General features: G+C 48.3%; 20 protein-coding genes. 7 read left to right on the top strand and 13 right to left on the bottom strand.

Annotated elements, in window-relative coordinates; all coding sequences use genetic code 11:
- Positions 1–102: 102 nt before the first annotated feature.
- The gene (locus A4V09_RS13905; protein WP_065544782.1) at positions 103–897 is read right to left on the bottom strand and encodes an EcsC family protein; all 795 of its coding nucleotides are present in this window, start codon (positions 895–897) and stop codon (positions 103–105) included.
- 459 nt (positions 898–1,356) lie between these two features.
- Here A4V09_RS13905 and A4V09_RS13915 point away from each other — a divergent pair, with 459 nt between their 5' ends.
- The 4 genes from A4V09_RS13915 to A4V09_RS13930 are packed head-to-tail and all read left to right on the top strand — an operon-like array spanning position 1,357 to position 4,021.
- A complete protein-coding gene (locus tag A4V09_RS13915; RefSeq protein WP_065542884.1) occupies positions 1,357–1,782 on the top strand; it encodes an FtsX-like permease family protein in 426 nt (141 codons plus the stop codon).
- Between the two features lie 50 nt (positions 1,783–1,832).
- Positions 1,833–2,639: an MBL fold metallo-hydrolase gene (locus A4V09_RS13920; protein ID WP_065542885.1), complete on the top strand. Its 807-nt coding sequence runs from the start codon at positions 1,833–1,835 to the stop codon at positions 2,637–2,639.
- A 15-nt stretch (positions 2,640–2,654) separates the two neighbouring features.
- A complete protein-coding gene (locus A4V09_RS13925) occupies positions 2,655–3,518 on the top strand; it encodes a MerR family transcriptional regulator (RefSeq protein ID WP_065542886.1) in 864 nt (287 codons plus the stop codon).
- Between the two features lie 26 nt (positions 3,519–3,544).
- On the top strand, positions 3,545–4,021 hold the full coding sequence (locus A4V09_RS13930) for an SAM-dependent methyltransferase (RefSeq protein WP_065542887.1): 477 nt from the start codon (positions 3,545–3,547) through the stop codon (positions 4,019–4,021).
- A 144-nt stretch (positions 4,022–4,165) separates the two neighbouring features.
- On the opposite strand, the gene A4V09_RS13935 is transcribed toward A4V09_RS13930, so the two are convergent.
- The 4 genes from A4V09_RS13935 to A4V09_RS13950 form a co-directional block, all read right to left on the bottom strand.
- The gene (locus A4V09_RS13935; protein WP_065542888.1) at positions 4,166–4,600 is read right to left on the bottom strand and encodes an RbsD/FucU family protein; all 435 of its coding nucleotides are present in this window, start codon (positions 4,598–4,600) and stop codon (positions 4,166–4,168) included.
- 54 nt (positions 4,601–4,654) lie between these two features.
- Positions 4,655–5,338 (bottom strand): class II aldolase/adducin family protein, encoded by a 684-nt coding sequence (locus A4V09_RS13940; protein WP_065544783.1) that lies wholly within the window; start codon positions 5,336–5,338, stop codon positions 4,655–4,657.
- 37 nt (positions 5,339–5,375) lie between these two features.
- Positions 5,376–6,872, bottom strand: a complete 1,497-nt coding sequence (locus tag A4V09_RS13945) for a rhamnulokinase (RefSeq protein WP_065542889.1) — start codon at positions 6,870–6,872, stop codon at positions 5,376–5,378.
- A 91-nt stretch (positions 6,873–6,963) separates the two neighbouring features.
- Positions 6,964–8,757 carry an L-fucose isomerase gene (locus tag A4V09_RS13950; protein WP_065542890.1) on the bottom strand — a complete coding sequence of 598 codons (1,794 nt, stop codon included), beginning with the start codon at positions 8,755–8,757 and terminating at the stop codon, positions 6,964–6,966.
- Positions 8,758–9,037: 280 nt separating this feature from the next.
- Here A4V09_RS13950 and A4V09_RS13955 point away from each other — a divergent pair, with 280 nt between their 5' ends.
- On the top strand, positions 9,038–9,898 hold the full coding sequence (locus tag A4V09_RS13955; protein WP_065542891.1) for an AraC family transcriptional regulator: 861 nt from the start codon (positions 9,038–9,040) through the stop codon (positions 9,896–9,898).
- Here the strand turns inward: A4V09_RS13955 and A4V09_RS13960 are convergent.
- The 5 genes from A4V09_RS13960 to A4V09_RS13980 form a co-directional block, all read right to left on the bottom strand.
- Positions 9,895–11,409 carry an AMP-dependent synthetase/ligase gene (locus A4V09_RS13960; protein WP_065542892.1) on the bottom strand — a complete coding sequence of 505 codons (1,515 nt, stop codon included), beginning with the start codon at positions 11,407–11,409 and terminating at the stop codon, positions 9,895–9,897. The two genes, A4V09_RS13955 and A4V09_RS13960, sit on opposite strands and share 4 nt — an antisense overlap.
- Positions 11,410–11,424: 15 nt before the next feature.
- Positions 11,425–11,652, bottom strand: coding sequence for an acyl carrier protein (locus A4V09_RS13965; protein ID WP_065542893.1), 228 nt, complete (start codon positions 11,650–11,652; stop codon positions 11,425–11,427).
- Positions 11,653–11,672: 20 nt separating this feature from the next.
- Positions 11,673–13,073, bottom strand: coding sequence for a condensation domain-containing protein (locus A4V09_RS13970; protein ID WP_065542894.1), 1,401 nt, complete (start codon positions 13,071–13,073; stop codon positions 11,673–11,675).
- A gap of 20 nt (positions 13,074–13,093) precedes the next feature.
- On the bottom strand, positions 13,094–14,119 hold the full coding sequence (locus A4V09_RS13975) for an alpha/beta hydrolase (RefSeq protein WP_084043797.1): 1,026 nt from the start codon (positions 14,117–14,119) through the stop codon (positions 13,094–13,096).
- A 66-nt stretch (positions 14,120–14,185) separates the two neighbouring features.
- Positions 14,186–14,710, bottom strand: coding sequence for an SCP2 sterol-binding domain-containing protein (locus tag A4V09_RS13980; protein WP_065542896.1), 525 nt, complete (start codon positions 14,708–14,710; stop codon positions 14,186–14,188).
- A 147-nt stretch (positions 14,711–14,857) separates the two neighbouring features.
- Between A4V09_RS13980 and A4V09_RS13985 the strand changes: the two genes are divergently transcribed.
- Complete coding sequence (locus A4V09_RS13985) at positions 14,858–15,469, top strand: TetR/AcrR family transcriptional regulator (RefSeq protein WP_065542897.1); 612 nt, start codon at positions 14,858–14,860, stop codon at positions 15,467–15,469.
- On the opposite strand, the gene A4V09_RS26840 is transcribed toward A4V09_RS13985, so the two are convergent.
- Positions 15,402–15,599, bottom strand: a complete 198-nt coding sequence (locus tag A4V09_RS26840; RefSeq protein ID WP_369858293.1) for a DUF6783 domain-containing protein — start codon at positions 15,597–15,599, stop codon at positions 15,402–15,404. The genes A4V09_RS13985 and A4V09_RS26840 overlap by 68 nt on opposite strands.
- Positions 15,600–15,671: 72 nt before the next feature.
- Positions 15,672–16,391 (bottom strand): class I SAM-dependent methyltransferase, encoded by a 720-nt coding sequence (locus tag A4V09_RS13990; protein ID WP_084043597.1) that lies wholly within the window; start codon positions 16,389–16,391, stop codon positions 15,672–15,674.
- Positions 16,392–16,658: 267 nt separating this feature from the next.
- Here A4V09_RS13990 and A4V09_RS13995 point away from each other — a divergent pair, with 267 nt between their 5' ends.
- Positions 16,659–17,081: a MerR family transcriptional regulator gene (locus A4V09_RS13995; protein WP_065542898.1), complete on the top strand. Its 423-nt coding sequence runs from the start codon at positions 16,659–16,661 to the stop codon at positions 17,079–17,081.
- Between the two features lie 36 nt (positions 17,082–17,117).
- Here A4V09_RS13995 and A4V09_RS14000 read toward each other — a convergent pair whose 3' ends face one another.
- Positions 17,118–18,476: an MFS transporter gene (locus tag A4V09_RS14000; RefSeq protein WP_065542899.1), complete on the bottom strand. Its 1,359-nt coding sequence runs from the start codon at positions 18,474–18,476 to the stop codon at positions 17,118–17,120.
- Positions 18,477–18,498: the final 22 nt, after the last annotated feature.

Raw genomic sequence — 18,498 nt, forward strand, 5'->3', positions numbered from 1 at the left:
TACCTTTCTCACAGACGGCCTTGCCGTCTTTAGGGAAACGGCAGCGCATCAGTAAACGGTATTTCTTCTTTCTTCTAAGTATAGAATGTATTTTACTGCAAGTCAATGCGCTTTGTCTTTGTCCATTAAAAACCTTTTTCTATACTTTATTTTCCCATAGTCCAGTATTCTTTTGAGATAAACCGAATCATAGACTCCGCCAATTACCCCTGCCACCGGAATCCCCTGCAGGAACTTCATATACAGCAGTTCTTTTGAGAGGACAGAGGAGGTTTTTCTGATCTGATCGCCGCTGTCGTATCCCCCGGGTACTGTCTGCTCCATGATATATCGGTCTGTCTGCTCATTGATCTGCCTCAGAGTGTCTCCATAGGACAAGGCTCCCTGTATGAGCAGCAGTATGAAATACTTCTCCTCCTCAGTATCATACGAATATCCATAATGAAGCGCGGTTTCATAAATACTTTTCAGGATCATGCCTGTAAAAAGAGGAATGTCGGGAAGGCCAATGCCAAGGATCCCAAGGCCTACCCCTTCCACCCCTGCCAGAAGAAGGTTCCTGCTGCCTGCTGCCTGCGCTTTTTTCGTAAATGTGCGGAGTGTTTTTTTATTTTCCAGCAATCCGGCAGCGTAGGCATCTACTTTATACGTGTGCTCTATCTTCTCCCTGGAATATGTCTTCTCTATCACATCCGTCCCCTTCTCAAATATGAGGCCGAATGCTTTCTCAAATGCCTTATCCAGAGTCTCCTGCAGTCTTGCCGGAACCTTTGCTTCCAAAGTCCGGTCAAGAAAAGACGCATTCTTCTCCTCATTTCGTTTTAGAAATGCCTGCTCTTTTTTTAGAACTGCTTCCATCTCCACTGTCCGCGTAGATTTTTTTCTTCTCTTGATCATTTTTCCGCCTTTCCAAAAAAATTTCTGTCCGCTGCTTCTATATATATTCCAGTTCACTGAATGCTTTTTTATTTGCATGTGGGGACACCTGTTGTTTTTTTGTGGTTGAGGAACATTTGTTCTTAGTTTAGCATTTTTGGCGGAAAGATGCAATGGGGTTATGTGGCTCATGTGGATTGCATGGCTCACGGACGGAAAATAACAGCGGCCGCTGCTCTTTCCTGTTGGCGGAATGCGGACGGGATGGATGAAAGGAGGCTATTGGATTCGCCGGAAGGGAACCTCAGCTTTTCCGGCTTTTGTTTATGAGGAAGAGGGCAGAGATCCCCGGAGTGAAGGATGTGCTTTTTGCAATTGATGATAACCATGAAGAGATCATGCATTCAATTCAGGCACAGTATGGGCTGAGTGAGGAGAACGCCTGGGCTTTGTATCGGCATTTGTGGATTTATACGCATTATGACTTTTGGCATGGATGAACTGGCAAGTCCCATGTTTACTGTGATCATTTTTATTATTGGGATCGTGCTTTCACTTACGACGCTTTTTCTGTCTGTGATTACCGTGGTGGATGCCAACACAAAGACGATCGCTATGATGCGGGTGTTCGGATATTCCCAGAAGGACTGCCGGAAGGCCATTCTTGACGGATACCGGCCTGTGGCTTATGGAGGATTTGCTGTGGGGAGCCTTTATCAGTACGCACTGATAAAAAGTATGGTTAAGATCATCTATAAGGATATCCCCAATGTTCCTGATTACACATTTAACTGGCAGGCGTTTTTTATTGTTCTGTTTTCTTATATTTTGGTTTATGAATGTATTATGCTGTGTTATTCTGTTAGAATAAAGAACATTTCTTTAAAGGAAATCATGCTGGAGTGACCGCGCCTTTCCTTGGGAAATGCCCAAAAATAAGATCAGGAGATTCTCAAATGAAATTAACCGTTCTGGTGGATAATAACACATATATTGACCAATATTATTTAGGGGAACCGGCAGTCAGCTATTACATTGAGATTGATGATATGAAAATACTCTTTGATACCGGCTACTCCCATATTTGCATTCAAAATGCAGGATCCATGGGCATAGACTTAAATTCCGTCACGCATATTGTGCTCTCCCACGGCCATAATGACCACAGCAGAGGCCTAAAATACCTGCGTGAACAATATGCCCTTCCAAACGCCCGGCTTGTGGCACATCCCCTGTGTTTCCAGCCAAAATACTATGAGAATGAATACATAGGCGCCCCCTATTCCCCGGAAGATATCACCAGGCTGTTTTGTTACCAGCCTGCCCAAGCGCCTGTTTCTCTCTCTGAAGATTGTCTTTTCCTGGGGCAGATCCCAGAGCTTTACAGCTTTGAAAAGCGAAAGGCCATCGGTACATCCATAATAGACGGCACAGAAAGGGAGGACTTTTGCCCGGACGACTCCGCACTGGTATGCAGGACAGACAAAGGACTTTTCATTATCACCGGCTGTTCCCACAGCGGCATCTGCAGCATCACAGAATATGCACGCAGAGTCTGCCGGGAACAGCGCGTTACAGGTATCATTGGCGGATTCCATTTGTTTGACAAAAATGCACAGCTTCCAGAAACCATCCACTTTCTGGAAGCCCTGTCCGCAGATACTCTGTATCCCTGTCACTGTGTTTCCCTGAAAGCCAAAGCCGAAATGCTGAAGTGCATGGATATTGAGGAAGTCGGTGTTGGTTTGACCATACAAATATAGACAGCAGGTGAAAGTATGTTTAAAATAGGTGAATTTTCAAAACTGACACAGGTATCCATCCGGATGCTGCGGTATTACGATGAAGCCGGCCTTCTGAACCCGGCCAAGACAGATGCCTGGACGGGTTACCGCCTGTATTCTGCCGAACAGATCCCCACCCTGAACAAAATCATTTATCTGCGTGACAGCGGTTTTCAGGTGTCGGAAATTGCCGCTGCCCTGGCCGCTGAAAATGAAATGTCCCTGATAGAACAACTGGATAAAAAATACAGGGAGATTCAGGAAAACATCAAGACTGAACAGGAACGGCTTCAGAAAATCCAACTCGTCAAAAAAGATATTCTGCATGAACAAAATGGAATGCCGTACAATGTGACCATTAAATCCATTCCCGGCATTCAGGTGCTCTCCCTCAGGAGGATTCTTCCGGATTACTACAGTGAGGGGCTTCTCTGGAAAGAGATGTCGGATTTTGCAGAGGCAAACAGAATACAGATTTCCCCTGACACCTTCTCCCTTTACCATGACCAGGAGTATAAGGAAACACAGGTGGATGTAGAGATATGTGCACCCGTTATAAGATCCGGAAAAGATACCGGGGATTTTAGCTTCCGATTTATTGAACCCGTCCCAGTCATGGCCTGCACCATGGTATACGGCCACTTCTCCAATATAGCCGGAGCCTACCTTTCCTTTGCAGATTGGCTGCAAAAAAACGAACGTTACCAGATGACTGCCCCAAGCAGGCAGATCGTCCACCGGGGCCCCTGGAATGAAGACACCCCCAAAAACTATCTGACAGAGATACAGATACCTCTTATAGTCAAAAATATTCCTCTTGACTCTCACACCATGTCAGGGTCTACATTGAACTCATAAATAAATCATATATGGAGGAATACACAATGACAACATTCAAATTACATTCCATTGGAACTATCCACAATAACGGTGAAGAAATGTTTATAACCCTGGATCCGGAATACATCCCGGCTCTTAAGGCATTAGACGGCTTCAGCCACATCCAGGTGCTCTGGTGGTTCAGCGACTTTGACACAGAGGAAGCCCGCGCCGTACTGGAAGCGGAACAGCCCTACAAAAAATGCCCTCCCGTAATGGGCATCTTTGCCACCCGTTCCCCTGTCCGTCCCAACCCCATAGCCCTCACCACAGCCCCGGTCACATACATTGATCACGAAAACGGCGTCATCCACATAGCCTACATTGACGCAAACGACAACACTCCGGTCCTGGACATCAAGCCCTACACGCCCAGCATGGACCGCATAGAATCCCCAACGGTTCCCGACTGGTGCATCCACTGGCCTAAAAGCCTGGAGGAATCGGCAGAATTCCCATGGGAAAATGAATTTAACTTCTAACAAAAATGATGTGTTGCTTTGTGGGTACTTTATTTCACAGCCACCGGGGAGTGTGCTGCAGGACAGTGCCCACATCCTCCGCTTCCAAAATCAGGGAAACTCCGGCGGGGAGGGACAGGCCGGAGTTTCCCGTCCCTTTTTTTACTAAATAACCCCTTTCTGCAGCATCACATTAGCATAAACCGCCTCTTCCCCCGTAGCCACAATAGCATAAGCCTTCTTTGCCTCCTCATAAAAAGCAAACCGCTCCACATTCTGGATCACGCTGTCCCCGCGGTCCTCATACTTTTTCACAATTTCCCTATAAGTATCCCAGATTGGTGTCTTAACATCATCCCCGGGCATAACCTCCATAAGACTCATAGGATGTTCCACATATCCGTCCAGTGGGATCAGACGAAGCACTGCATCCAGCACCTCAGGCACTCCATGCCCATCCATCCGCACAACAATACAATCCTTCCCCATACTCTTGGCAGGGAAATTTCCATCCGCGATCACGATCCTGTCACTATGTCCCATCTCTGCCAGCACTTTTAGAAGCTGAGGTGGAATAATTTTCGGAATCCCTTTTAACATCACATTCACCTTTTATCCTTAACAAAATTTACTCCTGCCAAAACAGGCAGCGTCTCATGAATACTTCTTATATCCCGGATGCCTTCCGGTCACACCATATCCTTTCCGCATGGATATGAGCCGGTCAATATTTTCCCGTGAGATTTCCTTTGCTCCGCCAAGCATATGAGCGTTCAGGCTGATCTGTGCAAAAAGTTCCAGGGTCTCCATCCGGTAATAAGAGGTAATGACATCCGCTCCAACTGTCAGCGCACCGTGATTCTGCAAAAGCACTGCGTCATGTTCACCCAGATAAGGAGCAATGGCCTCAGGCACCTCATATGTGGAGGGCGTTCCATATGGTGTCACCGGCACAGAGCCAAGAGCGATCACGGTCTCAATCATGGAATATTCATCCAGAGGCTTATTAGCCACAGCAAACCCTGTAGCCACCGGGGGATGCGCATGTAAGACAGCGCCCACGTCCTCCCGCTCCTGGTAACAGCGCAGATGCATCTTAATCTCTGAGGAAGGACGGCACCCTTCCTCCGCTTCCAGAATATTTCCTTCCATGTCAATATGCACCAGCTTTTCCGGGGTAATAAAACTTTTGCTCATCCCCGTAGGTGTTGCCAGAAATGTCCCATCCTCTAATTTTACGGATACATTCCCGTCGTTTGCAGCCACCCAGCCTTTCTGCCACATTTTATGGCACACATCGCAAATCTGTTCCCTAAGCTCCATATAACTTAATTCCATTTCATTTCCTCCATTTTTTGTCTTGCACCCATTCCTCTCACGAAACAAACTTTCTATACTGTCCGTAAGCCTCCTGCCACTGCTCTGAATCCTGCGGCTCATACACTTTCATATTCTCAGAATTCCGGATGATCCTCCGAACTTCTTTCAAATTCTTTACTTCCCCTGCTGCCACAAGCTGCATGGCTAGATTGCCGTACACAGTGGCTTCCACAGGCCCGGCGATCACGGGAATGCCGCATGCGTTGGCCGTCATCTGACACAGAAGGGCACTCTGGGCACCGCCTCCCACCAGATGGACTGCCTGATACGTTCTGCCTGTACATGCACAGATTTCGTCCAGTACCATCCTATATTTAAGAGCAAGGCTTTCGTCAATGCAGCGCACCACCCCGCCCACGCGATCCGGGACTTTCTGCCCGGTTTGTCTGCAGAATTCCCGGATCCGCTGCGGTACATTTCCGGCGGGTAAAAACTCCGGCGCATCCGGGTCCACAAAAGCGGCGAAGGGTTCCGCATCCCCTGCCATGGATTCCAAATGTCCGAAACTGTATTGGCATCCTTCCCGCATCCACTGTCTCCGGCTCTCCTGAATCAGCCAGAGCCCTATGATATTTTTCAAAAAAGAGGTTTTGCCGCCGCATCCCCCCTCATTGGTCATATTGCAGGCAAAAGATTTGCTGTCTATTTGGGGCACATCCAGTTCTGTTCCAAACAATGACCAGGTACCGCAGCTCAAAAACAGAAAATCATCTGTCTCTGACGGAACGGCAGCCATGGCACTCTGCGTGTCATGTCCTGCCACAGCTATGACATCCATGGGGCCAGCCCCCAACTCTTCCCTGATCTCATTTCTAAGGCTGCCAAGCCTTGTTCCCGGCAAAAGCACCGGCTCCAATATCCGGGAAGGAAGACCCAAGCCTTCCAGCACCTCCCCGGACCAGTCCTTCTTTCCCGCATCCAGCATCTGCGTGGTTGAGGCAATGGTGTATTCACTTGCCATTTCCCCTGACAGGAAATAGGAGAACAGATCCGGCATTAAAAGCATATGCTCTGCCCGGGCCAACAGCTCTTTTCTGTATTCCTGCTCTGCCATAAGCTGAAATGCTGTATTGATTTCCATGAACTGGCTGCCGGTGATCTCATAGAGTCTTTCCCTGTCCATGCGGGAAAAGGCCTTTTTCAGCATCCCCTCTGTTCTGGCATCCCGATAATGGACCGGATTTGACAAGAGCATACCGTCTTTTCCCAGCAATCCATAGTCCACACCCCAGGTATCCACACCAATACTGCTGATATCCGCACCTGACCTGCCCTGCATGATCCCCGCTTTTGTAATGCCTGTCTTCAGTTCGTGGAAAAGCCGCAGAAAGTCCCAGTACATGATACTGCTGCTTTTTCCGTTTAAAATCACAGGTTCATTGGCAAAGCGGTGAATTTCATGCAGAGAGATCCTTTCCCCATCGAAACTGCCCAGCATCACCCTGCCGCCGGAGGCTCCGTAATCTGCTGCCAGCATTTGTTTTCCCAGCATCTTCATCTTCCTCCAATTCATACTTTTTCCGGTAACGGTTCTGTTCCCTATTCGCCAAAAGCGATTCTGCAAGGGTACTGAACAGTCACTCTTATTTATAAAGGGGACCGTAAGCCGCACAGGCCCGGTAATCCTGTCCCTCTTTGTCCATACCAAATGCGTTCCATGCGGCAGGACGGAAGATTTTTTCCTCGGGTACATTGTGCATAGCCACGGGAATTCTCAGCATGGAGCACATGGTGATCAAATCTGCTCCGATATGTCCGTAGCTGATGGCGCCATGGTTAGCTCCCCAATTGTTCATCACGTCATATGCTGTCTTAAACGCACCCTCACCACTCACTCTGGGCGCAAACCAGGTACAAGGCCATGTATAATCCGTACGTTTCCAGATCGTGTCAGACACTTCAGCCGGGAGTTTAATGGTCCAGCCTTCTGCGATCTGCAGCACAGGCCCCAAGCCTTTTATCAGGTTCAGGCGGATCATTGTCACAGGCATCTCCGCGTCTGTCAAAAATCTGGAGGAATAACCGCCCCCGCGGAAATATCCGAAATCCGCCGCGTTCCAGGTAGTTGCCTGCATGATGGCATCCTGATCCTCTTTTGTCACATCAAACCAAGGTTTGATCAGACTGTTCCCATTTTCATCCTTTGCTTCCCCGCAGGCATCCAGGCAGGCCGCGCCGGAGTTGATCAGATGGATGAAACCGCCTGCCTCTGCCGCTTTGCCTTCTAATGTATAACCTGTTGCCTCCTTCACAGCCTCCGGGCTCCAGTATGTACGCACATCCGCAAAAATCTGGGCTCTGTTGGTGAGCAGTTTCATAAACATCATGCCCAGCCCGTTGAGCACATCGTTCTCTGTTGCCAGAATATAAGGCTCTCTGGCTCCATTCCAATCAAAGGATGTATTCAACATGGCCTCCGCAAAATCCGCGTTGGGATAAAAGTCCGTCCACTGTCTCTGCCCCTGGAAACCGGCTGCCAGGGCATTGTGTCCCACCTTTTCCTCCTCGCATCCCTCCGGAAGATTTTCATTTCCATTCATCAAATCCTTGATGATGCACATCATCTTCACAACAAATTCCCAGTCTGCATCTTTCTGCTCCCTGGTCTTCTGCACTGCCTCCGGGTTCTTGTCAAAGCCCTCAATACAGTGTTCCTTTGTCCAGGCCAGGGCTTCTTTGAATTCTTCCTCATCGTAGATTCCTTCTGTCATGCGGCGGATCAGTTCCACTTCATCCACAGATTCCACACGCATTCCCAGATACGATTCAATAAAATCCGGGTCAATGATGGAACCGCCGATTCCCATAGTCACAGAACCGATCTGCAGGTAAGATTTTCCTCTCATGGATGCTGCCGCAACAGCCGCACAGCCGAACCGCAGCAGTTTTTCCCTCACATCATCCGGTATATCCGTGGCATCTGCAGCCTGCACATCATGGCCGTAGATTCCAAAAGCAGGAAGCCCTTTCTGCGCATGGGTCGCCAGCACGCTTGCCAGATATACGGCACCCGGACGCTCTGTCCCATTAAATCCCCAGACTGCTTTTATGGTCTGTGGGTCCATGTCCATAGTCTCCGCTCCATAACACCAGCACGGGGTCACTGTCAGGGTAATATCCACCCCTTCTCTTCTGAATTTGTCCGCACAGGCGGCAGCCTCTGCCACACGCCCTATGGTAGTGTCCGCGATCACTACTTTTACCGGCTGGCCGTTGGAATATTTCAAGTTCTCCTCAATAAGCCGGGCTGCGGATCTTGCCATATTCATAGTCTGTTCTTCAAGGGATTCCCGCACTTTCAGGTATCCTCTTCTTCCGTCAATTGTTGGTCTGATTCCAATTACGGGATATGCTCCGATCAATCTGCTCTCTGCCATTTTTTCTGTACCTCCATACTGATAATAGTCCGCTCCCCTATGAGCCTCCGCTTTTCGGACAGGGGAGTCTGAATCGGTTATAACGTGAACAGTAACTGAACTGCTCCATAGTTTCCTTATATTCTCATCCTAACCTTGTTTTCAATATATTTCCTGTGATATAATGGCAAAAAACAGGACAATTTTCACATTTTCCATGACTCTTCACCACCTTCACCGTTACGAAAAAAAACTTATGCAAGATCATGCTCAACCATGGGGTGATCCACAGGAGGCACCTATGCATTATCTGGACTATAATGAAAAACAGGCTCACGGAACAGCAGATCTCCCTCTGGCCTATTACTACGTGGATGAACACCATCCCCGCTATCACATGCCCTTTCACTGGCACAAGGAGACCGAGCTGCTCCGCGTTCTGGAGGGACAGCTCCGCCTCAGTCTGGATGACAGGGAGTATATGGTAAGCGCAGGGGAATTAATTTATATTGGGGAGGGCGTAATCCACGGCGGGGAACCGGAGAACTGCATCTATGAGTGTGCGGTTTTTGACCCTCAGCCTCTGCTCATGCACACACACGCTGTGCGCCGTTATCTTTATCAGATTCAGCGCCGCCAGATTCAGATCCTTATGCGTTTCACCAAAAAACAGCCTGAAATCCTTTCCTGTGCAGAAACCCTGTATAGTTCCCTGCGCAAAAAAAGCTCCGGATGGGAAATGACTTCCCTCGGAGCGCTTTTTGAACTCTATGGAATTGTATTTGCCGGGGAATATTACACCCCCTGTGCCTCCAGGGACAATGCAGAAGGCAGGCTCCAGCAGCTAAAGCCCGTGCTGGAATATATTGAACTGAATTATCAAAACCCGATCACTCTGGATGACCTCTCCAGGCTGGCCGGCATGTCATCCAAATATTTCTGCCGTTTTTTCCGTGCGGTGATCCACAGGACACCCATAGATTACCTGAACTATTACCGCGTTGAACGGGCCTGCTATCTCATGGCCGCGGAAGGCATTTCCGTCACGGAAGCTGCCTACCATTGTGGGTTCAATGACAGCGGCTACTTTGTCCGGGCTTTTAAAAAATACAGGAACATGACACCCAGGCAGTATATGCAGCGTTTGGGAAAATCCGGCTAATATCTTTTTATTTTCTTGGAAGGTGTCTTCTCAAACTCTTCCTCCCTGATTTTCAGTCCGTGGATCTTTTTATAGGGAGGAAGGCCTTTATTGAAGTTGTCGATCACTTCCTGCAGTTTTCCTCTGATATCTTTGACTCTTTTTTTGGCGGCGTATTCATAGTCCGGAAAAATCTCGGCCTCTATGACTGATTCTGTCTCCCTGACAACAATCTCCTTTACGAAAGGGGATCTGCTGATCTCGTTCTCCAGCTCCTCAGGTGAGACATTTTCCCCGTTTTTCAGGATGATCAGGTTTTTCTTTCTTCCTGTGATGAACACAAAATGATCCTTGTCCACATACCCTAAATCTCCGGTTTTGAGCCAGCCGTCCTCCAGGGTCTCCTCTGTCTCTTTTGGCATCTTGTAATATCCCATCATAACGCTGGAGCCCCGCACCCAGATCTCCTCGTCCACCACCTTTGCCTCACAGTTGGGGAGGAGTTTTCCCACAGACCCTTCTTTTGCGTCCCCTTCCAGGTTGGTGCTGATGACAGGGGAACATTCCGTCATACCGTACCCCTGTAAAACGGTAATACCGTACTCGGCAAATGCCCCCACCATCTCCGGGGGAAGATAGGCTCCGCCGCTGCAAATAGTTTTTAAATTGCCGCCAAAAGCAGCTTTTGCCACCATTTTCTTTGGCAGGATCCCTGTAGATTCCTTCAGCTTTTTATAAATGGATTCAATCACCATGGGAACCAGAAGCACGATCTCAGGCTTGAACAGCTTCATGTTTTTTGACACATGCATGATAGAATCATTGATACAGATAACCATGCCGATATAGATTCCTTTCAGTATATCCATGGTAAAGCAGTAAGCGTGATGGATGGGAAGAAGGGTCATGGATACAGTTCCCGCCGGAATCTTCATATCCAGACAGGCGGCATTATCGGTCAGATTACGGTGTGTGAGCATAACCCCTTTGCTCTTGCCCGTTGTACCTGAGGTGAACAAAATGGCGCACAGTTTATCCGGCTCCAGACTACAGGAAAAGCTGCCTGCATGAATTTTCAGGAGCCTCTGCAGGGACATGACCTTCTCTGTGCTCTCTTTTGCCTGCATGGAAATCATGCGCTGAATACCCGGACACTTCTCTCCTGCCATCTCCCCCACATCCCTGCGGAGTTCATCATAGACCAGAACGCTGATATCCGCCCGGTTCAAAAGCTCACAAACATCCGCCGCCGGAAGCTGCGCATCCAGAGGGACAATGACACATCCGCTGTTTGCGGCTCCAAAATAAGTGATGATCCACTCATAAGTGGTGGGCCCGATGACAGCCACATGCTTTCCCAGCATTCCCATGTGGTCCAAAGCCCTGGAAAATGCCTCGCTGTCCTTTTTTATATCCTTATATGTCTTTGTAATGACTTCTTTTCTGACTTTATAACGGATGGCAGGATTTTCCCCGTAAGTTTCCGCCGCATAGCCGATAATATCCTTCATGGTGTTGATCTGACCGCTCATAATTCCCCTCCTGTTCTAGTCCTGAAGACTCTCGATATAGCGCATAGCCTCGCCCACGGTTCTGATCTCCGCAACCTCACGCTCCTCCACCTCAATATCAAAGGTATCCTCCAGTTCGCCTATCATGCTCATGAAATCATAAGAGGTGAACCCCAGATCCTCCACGAATCTGGAATTTTCCGTAACCGCGTTTTTATCTATTTCCACATATTCACAAATCATATCTCTCAGTTTTTCAAACATCTCTTATCCTCCCTCTCATATCAAACAGACTCTATGATCTCTCCCACTGTCATCTCCGGATTTTCCACACCTTTGAAAATGATCCGGCACAGGTAGTAATAGAGATACTGCAAATCCTCAAAATGTACCACACCCGTCTGGTGTTCAAAATTAAAGTTCATGCCATTGTCCTCAGCCCTGTGCATAACTGTCAGGTAAAGGGCATGTGCCGCGGCGCCGTTGCTGTACCAGGCGGATTTGTACCGGATATTCTCCAAGCGTTCCAGTCCCTTTCCCTTCAGGGTCAAAGGCTGGTAGGTCAGGCTCAGCGGTTCGTAGGTCTGTCCTGATTTTAATTTATAATACTTGTTTCTGTACGCGTAAAAAGCGGTTGGGTCGAAGTTGGCATGGCGGAATATCTGGTTCTGTCCGTCCCTGATTTTTTTCAGGCCCTCCATAAACGTGTCATTCTTTTCCACCACAGTGCGGAACGGGAAGCAGTGAATCCTGGTGCCTCCGCATTTCTTTTCAGACAAGGTAGCCCTCCTTGCCACTGTGGTGTTGATGGAAACATCATCATTGCCGTTCACCTTCTGCAGATATGTGCGCAGCCCCATCATCAGCAGGCACACCATTGAAATATGGTGCTCCTCACAGAACCGCATCAGCCGTTCTGAGGGGTCTGATTCCAGTTGGAATGTGATAATGTTGGCATCCACATTGTCGGAAACATTGGTTACTGCCCTTAAATCCGGGTTCTTTTCCGTTTCCCGCTCTGCCTCCAGTTTGCCCGGACCGAAAATGCTGTTGAAAATAGGTTCCGAGGAGGAGATCATCTTCTCAAAGAACTCGGTATCACGTTTCTTTGCCTTTGAATCCATCTCGTATTCCAGGTCTTTTTTCAACTGCTCTATGTAAGATTTCATCTCCTTTGGATATTCCATGCCCTCATATTTCATGTTGGCATAAATTTCTATCACATCTTTTAAAAACAAGATCAGGGATTGGGCATCCATGGTCATGTGATCCACCAGAAGATAAATCCCCTGGAAACCATCCGGTGTGATGATCATGACCACCCGGTTCAGCGGGGAATCAAACCGTTCAAAGGGAACGGAAGTCCACTCTTTCATCTTATCCATTGCATGGCACTCCTGCCAACCGGTGAAATCAAAGAATGCAATATCTCTCTCTTCCCTGTCGGCAATGTACTGATACACCTTGCCGTCCTCATCCTGTGTAAAACGCAGCCGCATGGACTCGCATCTGGCATACGCCTGGTAAACGGCTTCCTTCAGCGCGCCAAAGTCCAGACTCTGCTGAATGGTTAGGCTGGTGCCGATATTCAATACCTGCTTTTTCGGGCAGTATTTCTGGTAGAAAAAGTGCAGCTTCTGTGCTGCGGTCAACGGATACAGTGGTTTGCCAAACTTCTCTTTCATATGTCAAACTCCTCTCTTATTTACACGGGAACCGCGTCCCCGGTACTTCCCTCTCCGGTTACATCCGATACATAAAAGCTTTTTCCCGCAGGCACCTCAGCCTCCCCTGCTGTCTCCAGAAACTCTGTCAGCTTCTGTTCATATAGTGCCTGTTCTTTATAGAAAGCTTCCACGTGGCCAGCCCCGTGTACGATCAGCATGTTCTTTTTTGATGCGCAGTTTTTATAGATTTCATAACACATCCTGCACGGAACAAAGGTATCCGCATCCCCGTGGATAAAAAGTATGGGAACCTTTGCTTTCTTCACCTCCTCGGACGCGCTTAACTGCCGCAGTCCGTACCCCGCCTTTTTCCTGCACATGCTGTCGGAAATCTTCAGGATAGGATAAGCCGGTAAATGGTACTGGTCTTTCAGCACATGCTCAAAAACATCCCAGGCGGTGGTAAACGCACAGTCGGAAACTATCCCTTTTACCTGCAGAGGAAGCTTCAAACCGCTTGTCATAAGCACTGTGGATGCCCCCATGGAAGTGCCGTGAAGCCAAATCTCACAGTCACTGCCAAAGCGCTCCTCCACATATTTGATCCAGAGAAATGCATCCTCCCTGTCCAGGCACCCGAATCCGATGTAAGTCCCTTCGCTGTCCCCATGGGCCCTCTCGTCCACCAGAAGCATCTGATATCCTCCGGGCAGATAATAGTTGGACAGCCCTATGTAGTCACTCATGCCTTTGCTGGTATAGCCGTGAAAACAGAGCACAAGCTTTTTGCCCCCCTGCCCCGGAAAATACGTTCCGTGGAGTTTCAGCCCGTCACCGGATGTAATGTACACATCCTCCCGTTCCTGTTTCAGCATCCACTCTTTCATCTTTTTAAGCTTCGGCATGTAGCGGTCCCAGTTGGTGCCTGCCATATCCATAGTTCTCTTGGTTGTGGCTTTCTGCCGAAGCATGGTCCGTCTGAAAAAGTAAGATGCAATCCCATATTCCCCTGCAGCGGCCGCCGCTCCTGCTCCCAGTAACAAACTCCATCCATTCATAGATATTCCTCCTGTCTTCACGTCTGTCCACACATCCGCGTTGCCCCCCGCCCCTGGTTATCTGCCATTTGTTTATTTGTTTTTCAGCAGTCTTTTGACCGGTTTTTTGACTGTATTTCCCTTCGGCTGTATGATATCATCCCTCTTCACAGACACCGGGGTGACCGGTCTGGCCGCGGCTTTCTTTTCTGCAGCTTTTTCTACTTTAGCCTGCTTTATCTCAGTCTTCAGGTTTTTCTCCTCTGCCTTTTTCTGCTTTTTCTTTTCTCTGTTGGCCTGTTTTGAGAAGTTCTGAAGCAGCAGTGCCTTGTCAAAGCTGCCCTCCACCTGCAGTTTTCCCTGTGTAAATGCTGCAATGGCATCCATGCTGCCCTCTGCAATGTTCAAAAGGGTATCCGCTGTGGTTATAAACAGCACATCCCTGTCATAATATTCGTAGGGCTCTATGTACAGCTTCCCCTCTGAAACTTCCGCGTAAAAGGCACCTTCCGCCTCTCCCCGGATATCGAACTGATAGGCTATGTGCTCTTTGATCCCGCTCACATCCGCCTGCATAAAAATGTCTCTGATCTCACTCACTAATTCCTGATAAGTCATGTATTTTTTACCTCCATACATTTTTCGCCATTTTCCGACCACTGGTCGAATTTGCCTTGTAAACAAAATACCACTTTTTCGACTGGTAGTCAAGTTTACAATTTTATGCTATCATGTTACTATTAAAAAAAATGGAGAACGGTGTTTATGCAAAACAATAGAAAAAAGGATATGATCCTGGACGCAATGCAGCGATTGATGAACCAAACCAGCGCCCGGTCCATATCTGTCAGCGATGTTGCCAAAGAAGCCGGCATCGGAAAGGGAAGTATCTACTATTATTTCAAATCCAAGGAAGAAATACTGGAGGCTGTCATTGAACGCTCCTATTCCTCAGCCATAGAGAAAGCCAAAGACCTGCTGGATGCCACGGATATGGACGCCCTGACCAAAATGGAAGTCATTTTCCGCACCTGCCGGGAGTCTTCCATGGAACTTCTGCGTCAGGAGACAAACAATTTCTTCGAGCTGCAGCAAAGTGCCCTGCTGCACCAGCAGTACATACGCATTATGGTGAGAAACCTGCGCCCTATTCTGGCAGACATTATCCGCCAGGGCAACCGGGAGGGATCCATGCACTGCAAATCCCCGGAAGAAGTCTCTGAGATTGTTCTGATCACTCTCACCATCAAGCTGGACAACCATCTCACACGGGACAGCCGGGAACACACCAAAAAGACACTGGATGTCTTTACTTATATGCTGGAAACCAGCTTTCATATTGAAAAAGGAAAACTAGCCTATCTGTGGGAAGACTAGAGTGTGTTTGAAAATTGCTTTCGGCAAGCTGTGCGTCACACTTTATGCTTATTGAGCTCTGCTCAATATGATGTGAGATTTGACTCCGATGAGGGAGGCGCAGCGGGCTGCGTTGACCGTTTTCAAACACACTCTAGGGCCGGATCCCAAAAAAGAGTATGCAGGCCAGATCACGATTCTGTCCGCATACCCTTTTTTTCACTTACGAATGTTTGACTGCTTCTATAAATGTTGCCCCTTCTATACAGTCCAGCACATTTACCTGGGAAAATCCTGCCTGCCGAAGAAGCTCTGTCTCATGCTCCAAAGTAAGGGGAATGTCAAAATGTACAAACTGCCCTTCCAAAATCCCCCCTGCCTTCCGTTTTCTGCCGCATTCCCTGCGAAGAAGCACTTCCTCCTCCTCACAGCAGGCAATATAATCCCCCTCCAGAAATTTTCCTCCCGGCCTCAGCGCTGCCCGGATTTTTTCAAACAGCCCTCTCTTTTCTTCAGGCAGGAAATGATGCAGGGATTCAAAAGAAATCACCATATCATAACCGGCCGCTTCAAAAGGCTCCTGAAAGTAATCGCCGCAGATGAGCTTTATATCCTTTTTCCCGTATTTGCGCTCCAACTGTTCCAGCATGGTACTGCACATATCAATCCCTGTCACACAGATATGGGGATACTTCCGGAAAATAGATTCCAGTTCCAACCCTGTTCCGCAGCCCAGATCCAGTATACTTTTTGTATCACTGCCTATCCAGTCAGCAATCCTTACATAAGCCTCCTTCCAGGTCTGCATCTGTTCCTCATACGACCCGATACGCCGCTTAAAAAATCCGGACATCTCCTCAAGGGGCACATCTTTTTCCTGCTCCAGCCAGTCCCGCAGATTCTGCATATACTGCCCCCGGTCCTCTCTTATAACAACAGACATTCAGCCTTCCTCCCCGTATATGAATTTCTATTCCCCTTTACTTTACAGGACGGCTCTTTGAAAATCCACCTCATACATCCTTCTATTTAAAGTTGATCCTCTCTCTTCTCTCCTTCAAATCCGCCACGATCACATCTGCATCCGCGCCGCAGACTCCATATAATCATGAAAACCCCTGTTTTTCGTTGACCTGATGTTCCCTCCGGCGTTATACTCAAAGTAACAGTAAAAGCGCAGACCTATTGAATCGCTATGGAGGTATCATTCATGACCATCACGGAAGTAAGCAAAAAATACGGGTTAACCGCCGATACGCTTCGTTACTACGAGCGCATTGGCCTGATCCCCTCTGTTCCCAGAAATAAAAGCGGGATCCGGGATTACGACGAGGAATCCTGTCAATGGATCGAGCTAATGAAATGCATGCGGAAGTCGGGAGTACAAATTGAGGCGCTCATTCAATATGTCTCCCTGTTCCAGGAAGGGGACGCCACACTTGACGCAAGAAAAAACCTTCTCATTGACCAGAGAAACCAACTGGCGGAGCGCATGAAAGACATGCAGGCCTCCCTGGACCGGCTGAACTACAAAATCGAGCGTTACGAGCAGAGCATGATGGCCGCCGAACGAAACCTGCAGAGACTACACGAAGAAAAAAACGCACAGGACGGGGACGGCAAAACAGCATAAAAATGCGGCAGAGCTTTATTGCCCTGCCGCATTTTCCTATTCTTTTTTCATTTCCCGCTCCAGCAGGTCACGTTCAATCTGCGGATACATTTTATCCAGCTTGTACATCAGCAGGATCACAACCGCTGCCCCCCATACAATAATGGGACCAAACTTATAAATATTTCCTATCGTCCTTACAGCAGAGTCCGGCTGCATCACCTGTGTGCCTGTAGAGCTGATATAGCCACTCACGGTCATAAGGCCTGTCATGATGGCACTTGTGATACCAGTTCCCACTTTGAAGCCCAGACTTGCGCCGCCAAACACCAGGCTTTCCTGGCGAAACCCATTTTTCCAATAGCCGTATTCCACCACATCCCCCAGCATACCAAAGATTGTGGCTGAGAGCTGAGATGCCCCTACGGAACGGATAAGCGTCACGAAAAACAGCCATTGAAAATTATAAGGATTGACCAGTACCAGTATCTGGGAGCCCACCGCGATCAGACAGCCCGCCAGTGTGACATTCCTCTTCCCCCATCTTTTGATCAAAAACGGGCAGGCTACAGCGCCGCCGATCATGCACACGGTTTCCAGGAAATACAGGGTGCTGTACATCCACGTATCATTTCCGAAAATATATTTACAGTAATAGGGCAGGTCTGTTCCCACAATTGTCATATGGATAACCTGGATCGACCACAGCCCCAGCACACACCAGAAATACTTGTTTGTCACAAGAGCCTTTATATTCACCCCCACGGAACGCTTCTCCTCTTTTTTTGCCTCTGCCGCCACTGTCTCCTCGCACCGGAAGAAGCAGAACAACAGCAGCACTACAGCGATAACAACCCAGATGCACATGGTCTTGATCCATGCGGACTGGTCATTTCCAAATACTTTCACAAGAGGCATGGTAAAAGTCACGGAAATTATACGCCCCACCGGTGACAAGATCATGCGGAAAATAGAAAGCAGATCCTGCTGATAAGAATCCCTGGTCATCATGGTGGACAGCGAACCGTAGGGCACATTGATGGCTGTATAAATAACCGTAGTGGTCAGATTATAGGTGACGAATATGTATATCCCCTTCAAAAAATCCGTGGTGTGGGGCACTGTAAACATAAGGATCGCGGCTATGGCATAGGGAACCGTCATCCACAGGATCCAGGGTCTTGATTTCCCCCATCTGGATTTGGTCCTGTCCACCAGAAATCCCATGATCAAATCAGAACTGCCGTCAAATACTCTTGACACCAGCATGACAATACCGATAGTCACCGGTGAAATCCCCACATAATCTGTGTAAAACAATGTCAGCAGCGTGGATATCATACCGTACACAATATTGCAGGCCGTATCCCCGCATCCATAAGCTACCCTTGTCCCAAAGGTTATATTCTTCTTCATAATGACCTCCCCGCCACATGAT

The sequence above is a fragment of the Blautia pseudococcoides genome (assembly GCF_001689125.2).
GTDB lineage: Bacteria > Bacillota > Clostridia > Lachnospirales > Lachnospiraceae > Blautia > Blautia pseudococcoides.